The organism is Photorhabdus bodei, from assembly GCF_003287735.1.
GTDB lineage: Bacteria > Pseudomonadota > Gammaproteobacteria > Enterobacterales > Enterobacteriaceae > Photorhabdus > Photorhabdus kayaii.
Genome location: NZ_NSCM01000005.1, coordinates 104975 through 124508 on the forward strand (window position 1 = coordinate 104975; position 19534 = coordinate 124508).

General features: G+C 43.1%; 17 protein-coding genes and 1 pseudogene. 12 read left to right on the forward strand and 6 right to left on the reverse strand.

Annotation, left to right across the window (positions count from 1 at the left end; translation table 11 throughout):
- Positions 1-22 precede the first annotated feature (22 nt).
- From lon to tig, 4 genes are all read right to left on the reverse strand, one after another.
- Positions 23-2377: an endopeptidase La gene (gene lon / locus CKY02_RS05875; RefSeq protein ID WP_112877932.1), complete on the reverse strand. Its 2355-nt coding sequence runs from the start codon at positions 2375-2377 to the stop codon at positions 23-25.
- Positions 2378-2585: 208 nt separating this feature from the next.
- Positions 2586-3857, reverse strand: coding sequence for an ATP-dependent protease ATP-binding subunit ClpX (clpX, locus tag CKY02_RS05880; protein ID WP_112894570.1), 1272 nt, complete (start codon positions 3855-3857; stop codon positions 2586-2588).
- 262 nt (positions 3858-4119) lie between these two features.
- The gene (gene clpP, locus CKY02_RS05885; protein WP_058588443.1) at positions 4120-4743 is read right to left on the reverse strand and encodes an ATP-dependent Clp endopeptidase proteolytic subunit ClpP; all 624 of its coding nucleotides are present in this window, start codon (positions 4741-4743) and stop codon (positions 4120-4122) included.
- 272 nt (positions 4744-5015) lie between these two features.
- On the reverse strand, positions 5016-6320 hold the full coding sequence (gene tig, locus CKY02_RS05890) for a trigger factor (RefSeq protein WP_112894571.1): 1305 nt from the start codon (positions 6318-6320) through the stop codon (positions 5016-5018).
- A gap of 278 nt (positions 6321-6598) precedes the next feature.
- Here tig and CKY02_RS24370 point away from each other — a divergent pair, with 278 nt between their 5' ends.
- Positions 6599-6808 (forward strand): hypothetical protein, encoded by a 210-nt coding sequence (locus CKY02_RS24370; protein WP_167405271.1) that lies wholly within the window; start codon positions 6599-6601, stop codon positions 6806-6808.
- A gap of 118 nt (positions 6809-6926) precedes the next feature.
- Here the strand turns inward: CKY02_RS24370 and bolA are convergent, their stop codons facing one another.
- On the reverse strand, positions 6927-7241 hold the full coding sequence (gene bolA / locus CKY02_RS05905; RefSeq protein ID WP_112877929.1) for a transcriptional regulator BolA: 315 nt from the start codon (positions 7239-7241) through the stop codon (positions 6927-6929).
- Between the two features lie 243 nt (positions 7242-7484).
- Here bolA and CKY02_RS05910 point away from each other — a divergent pair, with 243 nt between their 5' ends.
- The 9 genes from CKY02_RS05910 to CKY02_RS05950 all read left to right on the forward strand — a co-directional run bounded on the left by CKY02_RS05910 (position 7485) and on the right by CKY02_RS05950 (position 17253).
- Positions 7485-8063 carry a lipoprotein gene (locus CKY02_RS05910; protein WP_112894573.1) on the forward strand — a complete coding sequence of 193 codons (579 nt, stop codon included), beginning with the start codon at positions 7485-7487 and terminating at the stop codon, positions 8061-8063.
- A 53-nt stretch (positions 8064-8116) separates the two neighbouring features.
- Positions 8117-9595: a muropeptide MFS transporter AmpG gene (gene ampG / locus CKY02_RS05915; protein ID WP_112894574.1), complete on the forward strand. Its 1479-nt coding sequence runs from the start codon at positions 8117-8119 to the stop codon at positions 9593-9595.
- A gap of 250 nt (positions 9596-9845) precedes the next feature.
- Positions 9846-10607 (forward strand): nucleoside-specific channel-forming Tsx family protein, encoded by a 762-nt coding sequence (locus CKY02_RS05920; RefSeq protein ID WP_112894575.1) that lies wholly within the window; start codon positions 9846-9848, stop codon positions 10605-10607.
- Between the two features lie 349 nt (positions 10608-10956).
- A complete protein-coding gene (gene cyoA, locus CKY02_RS05925; protein WP_112894576.1) occupies positions 10957-11892 on the forward strand; it encodes a cytochrome o ubiquinol oxidase subunit II in 936 nt (311 codons plus the stop codon).
- A gap of 4 nt (positions 11893-11896) precedes the next feature.
- The gene (gene cyoB, locus CKY02_RS05930; protein ID WP_112894577.1) at positions 11897-13888 is read left to right on the forward strand and encodes a cytochrome o ubiquinol oxidase subunit I; all 1992 of its coding nucleotides are present in this window, start codon (positions 11897-11899) and stop codon (positions 13886-13888) included.
- The gene (locus CKY02_RS05935; protein WP_112877923.1) at positions 13878-14492 is read left to right on the forward strand and encodes a cytochrome o ubiquinol oxidase subunit III; all 615 of its coding nucleotides are present in this window, start codon (positions 13878-13880) and stop codon (positions 14490-14492) included. Before cyoB ends, CKY02_RS05935 begins: the two co-directional genes overlap by 11 nt.
- Positions 14492-14824: a cytochrome o ubiquinol oxidase subunit IV gene (locus CKY02_RS05940; RefSeq protein ID WP_112894578.1), complete on the forward strand. Its 333-nt coding sequence runs from the start codon at positions 14492-14494 to the stop codon at positions 14822-14824. Before CKY02_RS05935 ends, CKY02_RS05940 begins: the two co-directional genes overlap by 1 nt.
- Positions 14825-14836: 12 nt before the next feature.
- Complete coding sequence (cyoE, locus tag CKY02_RS05945; RefSeq protein WP_112894579.1) at positions 14837-15721, forward strand: heme o synthase; 885 nt, start codon at positions 14837-14839, stop codon at positions 15719-15721.
- Positions 15722-15876: 155 nt separating this feature from the next.
- The gene (locus CKY02_RS05950; RefSeq protein WP_112894580.1) at positions 15877-17253 is read left to right on the forward strand and encodes an MFS transporter; all 1377 of its coding nucleotides are present in this window, start codon (positions 15877-15879) and stop codon (positions 17251-17253) included.
- A gap of 124 nt (positions 17254-17377) precedes the next feature.
- On the opposite strand, the gene CKY02_RS05955 is transcribed toward CKY02_RS05950, so the two are convergent.
- Complete coding sequence (locus CKY02_RS05955) at positions 17378-17869, reverse strand: YajQ family cyclic di-GMP-binding protein (protein WP_112879731.1); 492 nt, start codon at positions 17867-17869, stop codon at positions 17378-17380.
- A gap of 134 nt (positions 17870-18003) precedes the next feature.
- Here CKY02_RS05955 and panE point away from each other — a divergent pair.
- Positions 18004-18916, forward strand: a pseudogene (gene panE, locus CKY02_RS05960) (2-dehydropantoate 2-reductase).
- Positions 18879-19469 carry a protein deglycase YajL gene (yajL, locus tag CKY02_RS05965; protein WP_112879733.1) on the forward strand — a complete coding sequence of 197 codons (591 nt, stop codon included), beginning with the start codon at positions 18879-18881 and terminating at the stop codon, positions 19467-19469. Before panE ends, yajL begins: the two are co-directional and overlap by 38 nt.
- The last annotated feature ends 65 nt before the right edge of the window (positions 19470-19534 follow it).

Here is a 19534-nt window from a genome sequence, read left to right on the forward strand (position 1 = left end):
GAAAAAGTTCACTATTTTTGTATTACTTGACTGACACTAATTCTGCGCCAAACGCAGGGTTCTGCAATGTAATAGACAAAACATCTTCAATACGTTTAACTGGATGGATCTGTAGATCTGCAACAATGTTCTGGGGAATTTCTTCCAGATCACGTTTATTCTCTTCCGGAATTAAGACTGTTTTAATTCCACCTCGATGGGCAGCTAATAGTTTCTCTTTCAAGCCACCGATTGGCAGAACTAAACCACGCAACGTGATTTCACCCGTCATAGCAACATCCGCCCGAACTGGATTACCGGTCAGACAGGAGACTAATGCTGTACACATGGCGATACCCGCACTTGGGCCATCTTTTGGCGTCGCACCTTCCGGAACATGGACATGAATATCCCGTTTCTCATAGAAATCAGAGTTGATACCCAACTTATCAGCACGAGCACGAACAACTGTTAATGCTGCCTGAATGGATTCCTGCATAACCTCACCGAGTGAGCCGGTATAGGTTAGTTTACCTTTCCCTGGAACACACGCGGTTTCAATGGTCAGTAAATCACCACCAACCTCAGTCCATGCAAGCCCTGTGACCTGACCAATACGGTTTTCTGTATCTGCACGGCCATAATCCACACGTTGAACACCCAAATAATCTTTCAAGTTATCTGCATTGATTTCAATATGTTTTAAATTTTTATCCATTAACAATGTCTTCACCGTCTTACGGCACAGCTTAGAAATTTCTCTCTCTAAACTACGCACTCCGGCTTCACGAGTATAATAACGGATAATGCCAATAATAGCACTGTCATCAATAATTAATTCATTTCTTTTCAGAGCATTACGTTCAATCTGCTTAGGCAGCAAATGACGCTTGGCAATATTTAACTTTTCATCTTCGGTATAACCGGAAAGACGAATAATCTCCATGCGATCCAACAATGGTGCTGGAATATTCATAGAATTGGATGTTGCAACAAACATGACATCTGACAGATCGTAATCGACTTCCAGATAATGGTCGTTAAATGCCACGTTCTGTTCTGGGTCCAAAACTTCCAATAAGGCAGAAGCTGGATCACCACGCATATCGGACGACATCTTATCAATCTCGTCCAGTAGGAATAGGGGATTTTTCACTCCAACTTTGGACATTTTTTGAATCAATTTGCCCGGCATAGAGCCAATATAGGTACGGCGATGACCACGAATTTCCGCTTCATCACGGACCCCACCCAATGCCATACGCACATATTTCCGCCCGGTCGCTCGTGCAATAGACTGACCTAAAGAGGTTTTACCCACCCCAGGAGGACCAACCAGACATAAAATCGGTCCTTTAATTTTGCTAATTCGGCTTTGTACTGCTAGATACTCAAGGATACGCTCTTTCACACGCTCTAAACCATAATGGTCGGTATCCAGAGTTTCCTGAGCTTTAACCAAATCTTTTTTAACTTTACTGCGAGCAACCCACGGAACCTGCACCATCCAATCGATGTAGCTACGGACAACCGTCGCTTCCGCCGACATAGGAGACATCATTTTCAGTTTTTGCAATTCAGCTTCGGCTTTTTCACGAGCTTCTTTGGGCATTTTTGCCGCTTCAATTTTGCGCTTCAGGGTTTCATACTCATCAGGCGCATCATCCATTTCACCCAGTTCTTTTTGAATCGCTTTCATCTGCTCATTCAGGTAGTACTCGCGCTGGCTTTTTTCCATTTGTTTTTTCACGCGGTTACGGATGCGCTTTTCTACCTGTAACAAATCAATTTCTGATTCCATCATTGCCATCAGATATTCAAGACGCTCAACGACATCAGACATTTCCAAAACAGTCTGTTTATCACTGAGCTTCAATGGCATATGCGCAGCAATTGTATCAGCTAATTTAGCTGCATCTTCAACACTGTGTAGCGAAGTCAAAACCTCTGGCGGGATTTTCTTATTTAGCTTAATGTAGCCTTCAAACTGATTAATAGCTGTCCTGATCATAACTTCCTGCTCACGTTCATCAACGATCGGTGAGTCAAGATACTCAGCATGAGCAGAAAAATGTTCGCCATTGTCAGTCAGAGTTGTAATGCGGGCACGTTTCAACCCTTCAACAAGCACTTTTACGGTGCCGTCAGGCAATTTTAACATTTGTAAAATAGAAGCTACTGTACCAACGGAGAAAAGGTCATTAACCCCTGGCTCATCAGTTGAAGCTTCTTTTTGCGCAACCAACATGATTTGTTTGTCATGATCCATTGCTACTTCTAGGCAGTGAATAGACTTCTCACGCCCTACAAACAATGGGATCACCATATGCGGGTAAACCACCACATCGCGCAGAGGCAATACAGGGATTTCTATGCGTTCGGAACGCTCAAGATTCATAGAGCTCTCTCTTCGTTTAGCTTTCGCCAGTTTTTAGGGAATCTCGTGAAACGCGGTTCTCACGAGTTTCACTCCATAGAATATAAAATATATGGGGACAGGAATTTGACATTCAATAGTATGATACTTTAATAAAAATAAAATGAGGGTAGTCCCCTCATTTTATTCAAGAATATCTCGTTTAGTGAATTCCCTATCCTAGACTCAATTATTCACCAGAAACCTGGGCATCCGGTTTGCTGTAAATCAGTAAAGGCGCAGATTGACCATTGACAACCGATTCATCTACAACAACTTTCCCAACGTTTTCCATTGATGGCAGATCATACATAGTGTCCAACAATGCGCCTTCAACGATAGAACGCAGGCCGCGGGCACCAGTCTTACGAACCATTGCTTTCTTAGCAATAGCTGTCAGGGCTTCACTTCTGAATTCCAGATCAACACCTTCAAGGTTAAACAGTGCTTGATACTGCTTGGTCAACGCATTCTTAGGCTCTTTCAAAATCTGAATCAACGCATCCTCACTCAATTCACTGAGCGTGGCAACAACAGGTAACCGCCCAATAAATTCAGGGATAAGACCAAATTTGATGAGATCTTCTGGCTCAGCCTGTGCAAGCAATTCGCCTTCAGTCGCTTTTTCCGACTCACCTTTGACTTTCGCACCAAACCCAATACCTGTACTGGTATTTAGACGCTGACCAATCACTTTATCCAGACCTGCAAACGCACCGCCACAAATAAACAAGATCTTAGAGGTATCTACCTGCAAAAACTCCTGTTGTGGATGTTTACGCCCCCCCTGAGGAGGAACCGCCGCAATTGTACCTTCAATCAGTTTCAGCAGCGCTTGCTGTACGCCCTCACCTGAAACATCCCGAGTAATTGACGGGTTATCAGATTTACGTGAAATCTTGTCAATTTCATCAATGTAAACAATACCGCGCTGAGCTTTTTGCACATCGTAGTCACATTTTTGCAGTAATTTCTGAATAATGTTTTCTACGTCTTCTCCCACATATCCCGCTTCAGTCAGCGTAGTCGCATCTGCCATAGTAAAAGGAACATCAAGATAACGGGCCAATGTTTCAGCCAATAGTGTTTTACCACTCCCTGTCGGCCCAATCAGCAGGATATTACTTTTACCTAATTCAATACCGTTACTGGTATCGCCATTACGTAACCGCTTGTAATGGTTATAAACAGCAACCGCCAACACTTTTTTCGCCGTTTCCTGACCAATTACATAATCATCCAAATGCTGACGAATTTCATGAGGCGTTGGTAATGCATTACGCTCACGATGTGGTACAAGCTCTTTAATTTCTTCGCGAATGATGTCGTTACATAAATCCACACATTCATCGCAGATATACACTGACGGGCCAGCAATCAATTTTCGCACTTCATGTTGGCTTTTCCCGCAGAAAGAGCAATACAGCAGCTTTCCTGAACCGTCTTTGCGCTTATCTGTCATCAGTCACAACCTCACTTTATCAACTGCTCACCCAGATTCGTCTGGCAAAGCAGGAAACTTCTGCTATTACCCCGAACGTCATAGCCTTACCAAGTGGTAAGCCGAATGTTTATATACCCGTTATCTTTCAAGTTGCCTCTTTGTTGGCCGCACTCACTCACCCCGGTCACATAGTTACCTATGCTCCCGGGGATTCGCTCTCTTGCCGTCTCGATACATCTTGAAATCCATAGGGTATATTATAGCTTCTGGGAATAATAAATTAATCGCGATGGGTGAAAATCTTATCAACCAATCCATATTCTACGGCTTCGTCTGCTGACAAGAAACGATCACGTTCTGTATCTTTCGCGATCTCTTCAATAGGTCTTCCCGTATGTTTTGCCATCAACTCATTCATACGCGATTTCACTTTCAGTATTTCCTGAGCGTGAATTTCAATATCCGTAGCCTGCCCCTGGAAACCGCCTAATGGCTGATGAATCATAACCCGGGAATTTGGCAAACAGATACGTTTTCCCTTTGCCCCAGCAGTCAACAAAAATGCTCCCATTGAACATGCCTGCCCCATACAAATAGTACTGACATCCGGTTTAATAAACTGCATCGTATCATAGATGGACATTCCCGCAGTAATCACACCACCTGGTGAATTGATATATAAGAAAATATCTTTTTCCGGATTCTCTGCTTCAAGAAACAACATCTGAGCTGCAACCAGATTTGCCATGTGATCTTCAACCTGACCGGTCAGGAAAATAATACGCTCTTTTAATAAGCGAGAATAGATATCGTATGAACGTTCTCCACGAGCAGTCTGTTCAACTACCATCGGCACCAAAGCCATGTGAGGCGCATATTGATCCCGCTTGTCGCTATATGACATTTTCGTCTCCTAATAGAATTCATGTTGGTGCCATTCATAACCAATTCTACTTGAGATAAGCGATGATGACCATGATTCAAAGTTAGCCAATCAAGGGGGAATCCCCCCTGAAAAATTTTGCAATCATATACATAATATTAAAAAGGATCTGAGGGTAAACCCACTTTTTTCAAGAAAAATCTTGCCTCTTATTTATAAAAAAACCCGCAGGTTAATCTGCGGGTTCATTTCACTGAGATGATAAATTCATTATCTCATGACAAAACTAAAGCTTATGCCATTTGATTCTGATTCATTAACTCATTGAAAGTTGTTTCTTTTTCAGAAACTTTTGCTTTACCCAGAAGAACTTCAACAGCTTGTTCTTCTAAAGCAACATTACGAACATTATTCATCAATTCTTGGTTTTTACCATAGAATTCGATCACTTCTTGAGGAGCTTCATAGGCAGAAGCCATTTCCTCAATTAATGCTTTAACACGTTCTTCATCAGCTTTCAATTCATTACTACTGATAACTTCGCCTAATAACAAACCAACAACAACGCGACGCTTAGCCTGTTCTTCAAACAGTTCACGAGGCAGTTCCAAAGCTTGTTTTTCATTGCCACCGAAACGCTGAGCAGATTGACGGCACAGAACATCAATTTCGCTATCAACAGCAGCAGCGGGAACTTCGATTTCGTTAACTTTAACTAATCCCTCGATAACCTGAGATTTAATACGGTTACGAACTGCATTTTTCAGTTCACGTTCCATATTTCTACGTACTTCCGCACGCAGACCATCAACAGTGCCATCAGCAATACCGAAACGTTTGACGAATTCTTCATTAAACTCTGGCAGCTCACGCTGTTCCACTTTTTTCAACGTGATTGCAAACTTAGCAGCTTTACCTTTCAGATTTTCAGCGTGATAATCTTCTGGGAAATTCACATCAATGGTAAATTCTTCCCCAGCTTTATGGCTAATGATACCCTCTTCAAAACCTGGGATCATACGACCCTGCCCCATAGCCAGAACAAAATCAGAAGCCTTACCGCCTTCAAACTCTTCACCATCGATAGAGCCATTGAAGTCAACAGTCACACGATCTTCCGCACCAACAGCTTCTTCAGTTTCTTTCCAATTAGCCTGCTGCTTACGCAATGTTTCCAGCATTGCATCAACATCTTCGTCTTTTACTTCAACAACGGGCTTTTCAACTTCAATAGATTCCAGATCTTTCAATTCAATTTCTGGATAAACTTCAAACTCTACAGAGTAAATGAAATCTTCACCATTTTTGAATTGTTCTGGTGCATAACTTGGCGCACCTGCTGGATTAATTTTTTGTTCGATGATTGCATTAATAAAGTTACGTTGCATCAGATCACTCAGAACGTCCTGAATGACAGAAGCACCGTAACGTTGTTTAACAACGTTCATAGGCACTTTGCCTTTACGGAAACCATCGATACGAACTTTTTTTGCTACATTGACCAACTCACTACTAACTGCTTTCTCAACATCGGCAGCAGGAACGGTGATTGTCACACGACGCCCAAGGCCTTGAGTGGTTTCAACAGAAACTTGCATCTTTTTACCTCAAAAAAATCATAGTGCTCGGTCAACTCCAGAGACCATACAACCAGCACATATTTTATGTACCAATCGCAACACTCTCTACAAACCGGGGCGGTCGCATTTAAAAACCGAGAATCCCTGATGTCAGAAGCGTCCCGAAACCATTCTAAAAATTAGACGCGACATTATAGCGATGCAGAGGGTGTGAGTCGAGAATTGCTGAAAAAAGCCCGAACTATTCATCAACTTCACAGGATAACGATTATTCAACGGCTAAATTTGCATCCAAAATGTATCATATATATACCCTATGGATTTCAAGATGGATCGCGACGGCAAGGGAGCGAATCCCCGGGAGCATAGGTAACGATGTGACCGGGGTGAGTGAGTGCGGCCAACAAAGAGGCAACTTGAAAGATGACGGGTATATACTCAAGATACTTCAAAGTGCATGTTTGAAAAACGATTATGTTGTTGAATTTAAATGTTTTTATGTCTGACGACTCAAGCATCTTGAAGTTCATTCGGTATAAAACGTAAAAACGGCCCGAAGACCGTTCACTGGATTTATTCAGTTGTGTAAGAAAACGCCCCAAATTAAGCATCAATCAGCAGATTTCAGGCAACAATATTACCCCCACGACATGCCGGTGACGCTAAAACAGTATCCTGTAATTCATTCCACTCTTTTTCTGTATAGGTATGCAACGCCAAAGCATGAACACCTGCGGACAATTCTGCCGATAATACGCTGTAAACAGAACGATGGCGGTTTAGCATACGTTCACCAGCAAATTTATTGCTGATGATTACGACTTTAAAATGGCTTTCAGAACCTATGGGTACATTGTGACGATAACTTTCATCAATGACCTCAAGATATGAGGGATTAAATGCAACCTGTAATTTCTCTTCTATATCCTGATACACCATATCATTCCCCTTAACCACACAGTAGTCGTACTGCCAACCATACTAATAATTTTAGTCTATTCTCCATAAGTTATAGCATCAACGCATTAAAATATCTTTTAATCGAATCCCACATCATAAGGTTTTTATATGCGTTTACCCCATCAGAGATATGCCATGATCAAAAGGCAGTGCTATTATTGACGTAATTTATGCTATTGATAAGTATTACTGGATATCCTTATCACTGATGAGAAAATTAACATGTTGAAAAGAATCTTATTCCCACTCATTGCACTTTTTCTTCTTGCAGGCTGTGCAGCTCCCAGCAATACCCTGACCATCGAACCTAAAATTACATTGCCAACAGCAGACCCAACGATGGGTGCGATTACCATCAGTATCAGCGGTGCCGACAATCGTCAGTCTCAGACACTTGCTCAAGTTAACCGCAATGCAAAGCTGGAAATACTGAAACCATCCCGTGATCTGCGCTTTCTACTCCAGGAAATCCTGGAAAAACAGATGACCGCTCGTGGTTATATGATTGGCTCTCCAGCCAATGCCAATCTACAAATTATTGTGAACAATTTATATGCAGACGTTAAAGAAGGTAGCCTGCGCCATAATATTTCAACAAAAGCCGATATTTCCATCATTAGTACAGCGCAAAATGGCAGTAAACAAGTTAAGAATTATCGCACTAGCTATAATGTACAAGGTCCTTTAGGCGCAACTAATGAAAAAATTGCTGATGCAGTCAATACTGTATTATCAGAAGTCATAGCAGATATGGCTCAAGATCCTTCCGTCAGCAATTTCATCAAACAAAATGCTCGCTAATTAAAGGATTAATTATTTACTCTGCCCGCCAAGGGCAGGGCCTTGGGAGGCTCATGTCTTATCGTTATCTCACCGTTTTTACCCAACATAACTCACGAATCCTGCTTTTACTCGGCTTTGTTTCTGGTTTACCGCTCGCACTGACTGCCAGCACCCTGCAAGCATGGATGACCGTTGAAAACATTGATCTTAAAACAATTGGCTTCTTTTCACTTGTCGGCCAAGCATATGTTTTCAAATTTCTTTGGTCCCCTTTTATGGACCGCTTTATCCCCCCTTTTCTTGGACGTCGCCGTGGTTGGCTACTTGTTACACAGTTATTACTTATAGCCAGTATCGCAGCAATGGGCTTTCTCCAGCCATCTCAGCATTTATGGTGGCTAGCCACACTAGCGGTAACCGTCGCTTTCTGTTCTGCATCACAGGATATCGTCTTTGATGCTTATAAAGCCGATTTATTGAGTAGCGAAGAGCGGGGTGTAGGTGCTGCCATTTCGGTACTTGGTTATCGATTAGCCATGTTAGTTTCAGGCGGGTTAGCATTATGGATCGCAGACCGCTATATTGGCTGGCAACACACCTACTGGTTGATGGCCGGACTGATGCTGATTGGCGTCTATGCGACGTTAAAAGCTAGAGAGCCTGAGATTGACGCTCTACCACCAAAAACACTCCAGCAAGCTGCAATAGAACCATTAACCGATTTTTTTAATCGCAATAATGCGTGGCTGATACTGCTGTTAATTGTCATGTATAAAATGGGGGATGCCTTTGCTGCCAGCCTAAGTACCCCATTTCTTATCCGTGGTATTGGCTTTGATGCTAGTGAAGTTGGAATGATCAACAAAACTCTGGGATTAACAGCAACTATCGTTGGTGCATTATATGGTGGTTATCTGATGCAACGATGGAGTTTATTCCGCTCTCTCATGATCTTTGGCATTCTTCAAGCGATTTCCAATATTGGATACTGGCTGTTATCCATTACTGACAAAAATATCTACACTATGGGCAGCGCCATTTTTCTGGAAAATATCTGTGGCGGAATGGGAACCGCTGCATTTGTTGCCTTACTTATGGCGTTATGTCATAAATCATTCTCTGCAACACAGTTCGCTTTATTATCTGCCTTATCTGCTGTTGGACGCGTCTATGTCGGCCCAATCGCGGGTTGGTTCGTTGAATTACATGGCTGGACAAACTTCTATCTATTCTCTATAGCGGCCTCTGTTCCAGGCTTATTACTGTTATTTATCTGCCGCCAGACTCTGGCTTATACCCAGCGAGCTAACGATTTTATGCCACGTACTGAGTTTAGAAATTTCTATCGTCTAGCTCTTGGCTTACTATCATTTGCAAGCATCTTGCTCACGTTCTGGTTACTTACCATCACCACCAATGCTCTTAACTGGACTCATGCACCTTATCTGGCCGAAACATTACTATTATGGGGAGCACAGATTGGTATCACAGGCATCATTCTCGGCAGCTTTCTAGATTATCTCGCATTAAGAAGGAACAAATTGGCTTAAAAGGCGAAAATATTAAGTGACTTTATTAAAGGTTGACGACTGTCAGCCTTTGATATCTCTACCCTCTTTTTAAATACTTAAGTGATAGCGATCACACTTCAAATAGTCATTTGCCCAAAAGTGCTATTTTCGAGTGATTATTTGATTGTTCGATATTCATATCCGCGTAGAATTAGACTACCATTTTAAGGGTTATTTAATATAGCTTTAAAACCCAAAACCTCTTTTCATGGATGCGTTAGAGAAATTTATGAGAACAACCATTCTGGCTACTGCTTTATTCACCACCGTCTCAGTTCCAGCTTATGCTGAATATCAAGGGGGCTTTGCTAATATCAGCATGAACTACCTCGACTGGACTAGCCATACCACACACAAGTCAGGGCAAACCTCTCATAAAGACGACTTTGCCTACCTGGAACTGGAAGGCGGAGCCGGATTTAACTGGGGTGAATTATACGGGTTCTTTGATCTGGAAAATGCTTTCAACAAGCAGCATGCTGAACCAGGGGATAACCAAAGATACACTTTTAAAACAACCGGTCGTTTTTATCTGGCTGATACGGGTTTCAATCTCTATGGTCATGTTTATGGTACTTACTCCCTCCCAGGTACAGCACATGGCGGGAACTTCCATGAGGTAAACACCCTCTATGGTATTGGCTACAACACTGATTTCGCCGGTGTCTGGTTCAAACCGTTTGTTGCGCTGCACTATGTTGACCAAACTTTCTACTCCGGTAATAACGGCTATGTCGTTGGTTGGGTTGCGGGTTACGACTTTCAACTCTGGGAAGAAAAATTCAGCATAACTAACTGGAATGAAATAGAACTTAATCGGAATGAACGCTACGGCAACGGTGGACGGAACGGTACCAATGGTGCAATAGCATTATGGTGGACACCTCACCAATCCTTCACAACCGGCATTCAATATCGATATGCCGATCATAAACTGGGTGAAGACTTCTGGCAGGATGGGATTGTTTACACTATCAAATATAATTTCTAATTATTGATTTTAATTGTGAGCTACCAAAAGTGGCTCACAATTAATTTAATTCTTAAATAAAATGGCCGCGGTGGAAATTTTTAAAGCAAATTTTTATATTTTTTTCCTCTTCTCTAAAAAATATAAAATAACTTTAGTATAAATTCGTATTTCCGCCCTATTTCGTTACAATTAAATAACCTTTTCAAGCTAACTTCTGATTAATCCTCCATTTGCATGTGATCCCATCGACATAAAGGGTAACAACCCCTCAACTAACTATTACAAATGTTTACACTCCAGTAGCCTTACCGTAGAATGCCCGCACTGATGAAACGACAATAGAGCTTTTGTTATTTGGAGTCGTTAGATGAGACTTATGAAATACAATAAAAGTATTGGGATATTGTCAATACTAGCGGCTACTCTTGTGCTGAGTGGCTGCGATATGGTATTGATGAACCCTAAAGGCGCCATCGGCGCTGAACAAAAAACGCTGATACTCACGGCTATTGGCCTGATGCTGATCATCGTTATTCCGGTAATCATCATGGCATTCACTTTTGCCCTGCGTTACCGCGAAGCCAACAGAAGTGCTACCTATCGCCCTAACTGGGCACACTCAAATAAAATTGAGCTGGTAGTATGGACCGTTCCTATCATTATCATTATTATTTTAGCAACCATTACCTGGAAAACAACCCACGAGCTTGACCCATATAAGCCACTGGTTAGCGATGAAAAACCCGTAACTATTGAAGTCATCTCTCTTGATTGGAAATGGCTATTCGTTTACCCGGAGCAAGGTATTGCTACAGTTAACGAAATTGCTTTTCCTACCGGAGTGCCTATTAACTTCAAAATCACCTCTGATTCCGTGATGAACTCATTCTTCATCCCGCAGTTAGGTGGTCAAATCTATGCAATGGCTGGTATGCAGACTAAACTTCACTTAATTGCCGATGAACCTGGCGTTTATAAAGGTTTGTCCAGTAGCTATAGTGGTCACGGCTTCTCTGGCATGAAATTTACTGCTACCGCTACCGCAGATCGGGAAGGTTTTGAACAATGGGTTCAAAAAGTGAAAGCCTCTCCCAAAACCTTGGATACCATGCAAGCATTTGATGCGTTAGCCAAACAAAGCCAGAATCATCCGGTTGAATACTTCTCAAGCGTTAAACCTAACCTGTATCAAGACATTATTGCCAAATTTATGGGCAACATGAATATGCATGGCGGCCACGGTGCAACGACAGGTCATAACATGAATATGAGCGAAACTGCTCATGCCGGAGTTGAGGAATAAAGTAATGTTGGGAAAATTAACACTTGATGCAATCCCACTGCATGAGCCCATTGTCATGGTTACTCTTGCAGGGATTCTCTTAGCAGGGCTCGCAATTGTCGGAGCCCTGACCTATTTCCGTAAATGGAAATGGCTATGGAGCGAGTGGTTAACCAGCGTTGACCACAAAAAAATCGGTATTATGTACATTATCGTGGCGCTGGTCATGATGCTCCGTGGCTTTGCCGATGCCATCATGATGCGTGGTCAGCAGGCTGTCGCCTCTGCGAGTGAAGCAGGTTTCCTGCCACCGCATCACTATGACCAGATCTTTACCGCCCACGGCGTCATCATGATTTTCTTCATGGCGACACCTTTTGTTGTCGGTCTGATGAACGTCGTGGTTCCACTACAGATCGGCGCTCGTGACGTGGCATTCCCATTCCTGAACTCACTGAGCTTCTGGTTTTTCGTCGTCGGCGTTGCACTGATTAACATCTCTCTGGGTGTAGGTGAATTCGCTCAGACCGGCTGGTTAGCTTATCCTCCGCTCTCAGGTATAGAATATAGTCCAGGCGTTGGGGTCGATTATTGGATATGGAGTCTTCAGATATCCGGCATTGGTACCTTGCTGACAGGCGTTAACTTCTTTGCGACGATCCTGCGTATGCGTGCTCCTGGCATGTCCATGATGAAAATGCCTGTATTCTCTTGGGCAGCACTCTGTACTAACGTATTGATCATCGCCGCATTCCCGATTCTGACAGTTACCATTGCCCTGCTAACTTTTGACCGCTACATGGGCACCCATTTCTTCACCAATGATATGGGTGGCAACATGATGATGTACATCAACCTGATATGGGCTTGGGGTCACCCTGAAGTTTACATTCTGGTGTTGCCGGTCTTTGGTGTTTTCTCTGAAGTGACTGCGACGTTCTCGAAAAAACGACTGTTCGGCTATACATCTCTGGTATGGGCAACCATTGCCATTACCGTACTGTCGTTCATTGTATGGCTGCACCACTTCTTTACGATGGGCTCGGGTGCGAACGTTAACGCCTTCTTCGGCATAGCCACCATGATTATCTCGATTCCGACAGGCGTTAAGATCTTCAACTGGCTGTTCACCATGTATCGAGGCCGTATTGAGTATAAAACACCGATGCTGTGGACCGTTGGCTTCATCGTCACCTTCTCTATCGGTGGTATGACTGGCGTTCTGCTGGCAGTTCCAGGCGCAAACTTCGTTCTGCATAACAGCTTGTTCCTGATCGCACACTTCCATAACGTTATTATCGGTGGTGTTGTCTTCGGTTGTTTTGCCGGTACTGCTTACTGGTTCCCGAAAGCTTTCGGTTTCACACTGAACGAAAAATGGGGTATCCGCGCATTCTGGTTCTGGATTATCGGCTTCTTTATCGCCTTTATGCCAGTTTACGCGCTCGGCTTTATGGGGATGACTCGTCGTATTAGCCAAGATATCAACCCTGAATTCCATACTCTACTGGTCGTCTCCGCGATTGGTGTTGCACTGATTGCCGTTGGTATCCTGTGTCAGGTCATTCAATTCTACGTTAGTATCCGTGACCGTGACCAAAACCGTGACCTGACTGGCGACCCTTGGGGCGGGCGTACTCTGGAGTGGGCAACATCTTCTCCACCACCGTTTTATAACTTTGCTGACGTTCCACATGTGCAAACGCGTGATGCATGGTGGGATATGAAAGAAAAAGGCACAGCTTATAAACGTCCTGCTAAGTATGAAGAAATTCATATGCCTAAAAATGCCGGTGCGGGTGTAATTATTGCTGGCTTCAGCTTGCTGTTTGGTTTCGCCATGATTTGGCATATCTGGTGGCTAGCTATCGCAAGCTTTGCGGGCATGATTATCACTTGGATTGCAAAAAGCTTTGATGAAGATGTTGATTACTACGTACCCGTTGCTGAAGTTGAGCAAATTGAGAATCAACACCATGAACAAATTAGCAAGGCAGGTCTGAACCATGTCAACTGAAACTATGACTAACCACAATCATGCCCACGAGCATCACGGGCACCACGATGCGGGAGCCACTAAAGTATTCGGTTTCTGGGTCTACTTGATGAGTGACTGTATTTTGTTCGCATGTCTATTTGCGACTTATGCAGTACTCGTTAACGGAACCGCAGGCGGCAAATCTGGTAAAGAGATTTTCGACCTCTCTTTCGTATTGGTCGAAACTTTCCTACTGTTATTCAGTAGTATCACTTATGGCTTTGCCATGTTAGGCATGAACAAAGGAAAAGTCGGCCAGGTTAACGCCTGGCTCGGTATGACTTTCCTGTTCGGCCTTGGCTTCGTGGCGATGGAATTGTACGAATTCCATCACCTGATTGTTGACGGCCACGGCCCTGACCGCAGTGCATTCTTGTCCGGATTCTTCGCACTGGTTGCTACTCACGGTATCCACGTTACCTGTGGTCTGGTCTGGATTATCATCATGATAATCCAAGTAACCCGCCGCGGTTTAACTGATGTAAATAAAACCCGTCTGAACTGCCTGAGCTTGTTCTGGCACTTCCTGGATGTGGTATGGATCTGTGTATTTACCGTTGTTTATCTGTTAGGAGCTATGTAATGAGTCATTCCAATACCGCTCATACTGGAGCTAGCCACGGTAGCCTGAAGTCTTATCTGATCGGCTTTGTTCTTTCGGTCATCCTGACAGTGATTCCGTTCTGGATGGTAATGGATGGTTCCGCCTCCCATACGGCCATCCTGACAACAGTAGTCGCTCTGGCCGTGGTGCAGATTATTGTTCATTTTATTTACTTCCTGCACATGAACACTTCGTCAGAAGAGCGCTGGAACTTAGTCGCATTGCTGTTCACTATCTTGATTATCGGTATTGTTGTTGTTGGCTCACTATGGATTATGTACAACCTCAACATTAATATGATGGTTGATTAAAGAGCTGCATATATGATTAAGCAATACCTGCAAGTAACTAAACCAGGAATTATTTTCGGCAATTTAATTTCTGTGATCGGTGGTTTTCTACTCGCCTCGAAAGGGGTGATTGATTACCCTTTGTTCATCTCGACTCTGCTCGGCGTTTCATTAGTCGTGGCTTCTGGTTGTGTATTTAACAACTACATTGACCGTGACATCGATCGGATCATGGAAAGAACAAAAAACCGCGTCCTTGTAAAAGGGCTTATTGATCCGAAAATCAGCCTGATTTATGCATCAATACTGGGTATTGTTGGCATAGTGCTGCTCTATGCAGCAGCCAATGCTTTAGCAATGCAATTAGCGATTATCGGTTTTGTCATCTATGTAGGGGTTTACAGCCTCTATATGAAAAGGAAATCTGTTTATGGCACGTTGATCGGCAGTTTGTCCGGTGCTGCACCTCCGGTTATCGGTTATTGTGCAGTAACTGGTCAGTTTGATACGGGCGCGTTGATCCTGTTACTGATTTTCAGCCTGTGGCAAATGCCGCACTCCTACGCCATTGCTATTTTTCGTTTCAAAGATTACCAGGCAGCCAATATTCCTGTACTGCCCGTCATTAAAGGCATATCTGTGGCGAAAAACCACATTATCCTTTATATCCTGGCATTTATGATTGCAACCCTTATGTTAGCCATCAGCGGTTACGCTGGTTACAAATATCTGGTTGTTGCAGCAGCAGTGAGCGTCTGGTGGCTAGGAATGGCGTTATCCGGTTACAAAACTGATAATGACCGCATTTGGGCTCGTAAATTATTTATATTTTCCATTGTGGCAATCACTTCCCTGAGTGTCATGATGTCTATTGACCCACATGTGCCCTCAGAAGCCTTCCTAACTTACGTCCGGTAATTTTCCCTGATGGCAGCGGTACCCCCACTGCCATCAGTTTCCTTCCAGCCTATTATCCCCTCTCCTTAATACTTCAATATTATTAATTCAATTAACTATTTACCCCTTATTGAAAACCTATCTACAATGACGCATCAAAATATTTCGAGGTAATCATGAACGATAATAAAATGACGCCACTTGAGCTTCGGGCGACATGGGGCCTAGGTTCAGTTTTTTCTCTGCGAATGCTAGGCATGTTCATGGTTCTTCCTGTATTAACAACCTATGGACTTCATCTAAAAGATGCCACCGAAACACTTATTGGCATCGCCATTGGCATTTATGGTCTAACCCAGGCAATTTTCCAGATCCCTGTTGGCCTGTTTTCTGACAAAATTGGCCGTAAGCCCTTAATTGTTGGCGGGTTATTGCTATTCGTCCTTGGCAGTATTATTGCTGCTCTCAGTGACTCCATCTGGGGCATAATAATTGGGCGAGCGTTACAAGGCGCTGGAGCGATATCTGCTGCAATTATGGCGCTACTTTCTGATTTAACCCGTGAACAAAATCGAACTAAAGCGATGGCTTTTATTGGCATTAGCTTCGGAATAACTTTCGCCATCGCCATTGTACTTGGCCCAATCCTTACGAATGCCATTGGATTAAATGGCCTATTTTGGGGAATTACCATTCTGGCCGGTAGTGGCATTCTGATAACATTATTTGCTGTTCCTTCCACCGATAAACATATTATTAACCGTGAATCAGGCATTGTTCGTCGCAGTTTCAGTAAGGTTCTGGCTGATAGCCAGTTGCTAAAACTTAACTTTGGCATTCTCAGTTTGCACACTTTGTTAATGGCAAGTTTTGTCGCCCTTCCTTTGGTGATGCAACAAGCGGGGCTCCCTACCCAACAACACTGGAAGGTTTATCTGATCACTATGCTAGTTTCATTCTTATCTGTTTTACCTTTCATTATTTACGCAGAAAAAAAGCGCCGCATGAAACAAGTGTTTTCACTGTGTATCACGATGCTGCTGATTGCTGAAATTGTATTGTGGGCGGCGGGACATCACTTATGGGTGATTTTTATCGGCATACAAATTTTCTTTATTGCTTTCAATGTAATGGAAGCTATCCTGCCATCACTTATCAGTAAAGAAGCACCAGCGGGTTATAAAGGTACAGCAATGGGTATCTACTCCACCAGCCAATTTTTAGGTGTCGCTTTAGGGGGTGGTCTCGGTGGTTGGTTATATGAATTAAAAGGAGCACCGCTGGTATTTGCGGCAGGTATCGTTCTGACAATCATTTGGCTCATTATTAGCATAACAATGAAACAACCTCCTTATGTCAGCAGCATCAGAATTTCTCTACCAGAAAATATAGTCAATAAAGCATTGCTGGAACAAAAAATTCTTGTTCAGCCAGGCGTTTGCGATGTCGTTATTGTTCCGGAGGAGCATAGTGCTTACATAAAAGTAGATACTAAGCTGACAAGCAGAGCACAACTTGAGCAATTGATAGCTAATAATAACACGATAGATTAAATATCAAACCAGATAACCCCTACTCACTCCGATTCGATATTAAGGGAGATTGGGAGAGGGGTATTCCTAGTCAGAATACCCCTCTCCACATTAGGCTAGATATATCAATCCATTAGGCGGAAAATCAATCCCGGAAATTAGTAAACTGGAATGGCTGTCCCAGCTCTGCGCCACGAACTAATGCCATAACACTTTGCAAATCATCACGAGCTTTACCTGTCACTCGCACTTGCTCCCCCTGAATCTGTGCCTGTACTTTCAGCTTACTATCCTTAATCAGCTTCACGATCTTTTTCGCCGTAGGGGTATCAATCCCCTGCTTCAGAGTCGCTTCAACGCTGTAAGTTTTACCACTGTGCAACATATCATCAGGGATATTCAATGCAGCACCATCGATACCACGTTTAGCCAACTTTTCACGCATGATATCAACCAACTGATTTACCTGAAAATCTGACTCACTGGCAATCTTGATAGATTCATTTTTTTCATTTAACTCGAAATTGGCGCTGACATTACGGAAATCCCAACGGCTAGCAAGCTCGCGCTGCGCATTTTCTACCGCGTTGCGAACTTCATGCATATCAATTTCTGAAACAATATCGAAAGATGGCATTATCCATGACCTCCTGATAATCAATAAGTTGGCATGATAACCGCTTTCCATTGTCAGCAAAAGCGCTATACTCGGATTAGCGGGATCTTATTATTTCCATCCAATATTATGGCAGCGTCTTTCAAGAGGTGTATATGAAGATAACCGTTCTTGGCTGTGGCGCTATAGGAAAACTGTGGCTAGCAGCATTATCACAACAAAAACATCAAGTGCAGGGTTGGCTAAAAAGTTCTCGGTCTTATTTATCTGTTCATATTGACGAAATGAATGGGCAAGTCTTCAACCAACCAATCCCAACTAATAACAACGACCATCTTGCCAACAGCGAATTACTGATTGTCTGTCTGAAAGCATGGCAAGTCGCTGATGCAGTGAATAATTTACTCCCCAAACTTTCACCTAATTGTCCAATCTTATTACTACACAATGGCATGGGTACCCAAGAAGAACTATTATCAGCGCCTAATCCAATACTTCTTGGTGTCACAACGCATGGCGCATATCAGGATGACCAACGGGTTTATCATACCGCTTCCGGGCTAACCCATATTGGCTCAGCAACGTCAAATGCAACTGGGCTTAGCTCTCTGGCTAATGTATTACACCAATCTTTGCCAGATGTTGCATGGCATAATGAAATTCTCTCTATTAGTTGGCTGAAACTTGCCGCTAACTGTGTCGTAAACCCGCTGACTGCGCTTTATGAATGCCAAAATGGCGATTTGCTTCGCTACCCGGAACAATTGAATATTTTGTGCGAAGAAATTATTCAGGTTATGCAACGAGAAAACATCCATACCACTATCGACAACCTGATTGCCTATGTCTACGATGTGATTAAGCTTACAGCAAAAAACTACTCATCCATGTTGCAGGATGTCCGCGCAAAACGTCGCACTGAAATTGACTATATCACCGGTTATTTATTACGCCGGGCCCGTACACATGGTCTTTCTACCCCTGAAAATACCCGTATCTATAACCTAGTAAAACATAAGGAAAGATGATTATGAACCCTTCAGCACTCATCTGCCTAACTCACGGTAGTGAAGAAATAGAAGCCGTTGCAACCATTGATTTACTGGTACGCGCTGGCATCAGTGTTACGATCGCCAGCACCGCCAGCGATGGAGAATTGATTTTAACTTGCTCCAGAGGTGTGAAACTGGTTGCTGATGTCCCTCTGGAAAAAGTTATTGATGAATCTTTCGATGCCATCATCTTACCCGGCGGCATGCAGGGTGCCGAGTGTTTCCGTGATAATCCACTCGTTATCGAAAAAATCCGCAAGGCACATTATCAAGGAAAAATTATCGCTGCAATTTGTGCCGTGCCTGCTATCGTACTTGAACACCATAATTTATTCCCTACTGGCAAAATGACCGGCTACCCCGGTTTGCAAGACAAAATTTCATCCGATAAATGGATTGATTGCCGAGTCTGTTTTGATGATCGTGTCAATCTATTGACCAGCCAAGGGCCAGCGACAGCTTTCGATTTCGCATTAAAACTCATTGAATTATTAAAAGGACGAGCAACAGCAGCAGAGGTGGCGGCTCAACTCATATTGCCACTAGGTGTATATTCTTATCAGGATTGAAAAAAATAGACAAAAACACCTTACTTTATACGATTCGGGGTTCACATAATAGGAACCCCGAAATG

Bases quoted from the DNA above. Each gene is read 5' to 3' on its own strand.
- lon (WP_112877932.1), bottom strand. From the start codon at position 2,377: ATGAATCTTGAGCGTTCCGAACGCATAGAAATCCCTGTATTGCCTCTG.
- clpX (WP_112894570.1), bottom strand. From the start codon at position 3,857: ATGACAGATAAGCGCAAAGACGGTTCAGGAAAGCTGCTGTATTGCTCT.
- clpP (WP_058588443.1), bottom strand. From the start codon at position 4,743: ATGTCATATAGCGACAAGCGGGATCAATATGCGCCTCACATGGCTTTG.
- tig (WP_112894571.1), bottom strand. From the start codon at position 6,320: ATGCAAGTTTCTGTTGAAACCACTCAAGGCCTTGGGCGTCGTGTGACA.
- CKY02_RS24370 (WP_167405271.1), top strand. From the start codon at position 6,599: ATGTATCATATATATACCCTATGGATTTCAAGATGGATCGCGACGGCA.
- bolA (WP_112877929.1), bottom strand. From the start codon at position 7,241: ATGGTGTATCAGGATATAGAAGAGAAATTACAGGTTGCATTTAATCCC.
- CKY02_RS05910 (WP_112894573.1), top strand. From the start codon at position 7,485: ATGTTGAAAAGAATCTTATTCCCACTCATTGCACTTTTTCTTCTTGCA.
- ampG (WP_112894574.1), top strand. From the start codon at position 8,117: ATGTCTTATCGTTATCTCACCGTTTTTACCCAACATAACTCACGAATC.
- CKY02_RS05920 (WP_112894575.1), top strand. From the start codon at position 9,846: ATGAGAACAACCATTCTGGCTACTGCTTTATTCACCACCGTCTCAGTT.
- cyoA (WP_112894576.1), top strand. From the start codon at position 10,957: ATGAGACTTATGAAATACAATAAAAGTATTGGGATATTGTCAATACTA.
- cyoB (WP_112894577.1), top strand. From the start codon at position 11,897: ATGTTGGGAAAATTAACACTTGATGCAATCCCACTGCATGAGCCCATT.
- CKY02_RS05935 (WP_112877923.1), top strand. From the start codon at position 13,878: ATGTCAACTGAAACTATGACTAACCACAATCATGCCCACGAGCATCAC.
- CKY02_RS05940 (WP_112894578.1), top strand. From the start codon at position 14,492: ATGAGTCATTCCAATACCGCTCATACTGGAGCTAGCCACGGTAGCCTG.
- cyoE (WP_112894579.1), top strand. From the start codon at position 14,837: ATGATTAAGCAATACCTGCAAGTAACTAAACCAGGAATTATTTTCGGC.
- CKY02_RS05950 (WP_112894580.1), top strand. From the start codon at position 15,877: ATGAACGATAATAAAATGACGCCACTTGAGCTTCGGGCGACATGGGGC.
- CKY02_RS05955 (WP_112879731.1), bottom strand. From the start codon at position 17,869: ATGCCATCTTTCGATATTGTTTCAGAAATTGATATGCATGAAGTTCGC.
- yajL (WP_112879733.1), top strand. From the start codon at position 18,879: ATGAACCCTTCAGCACTCATCTGCCTAACTCACGGTAGTGAAGAAATA.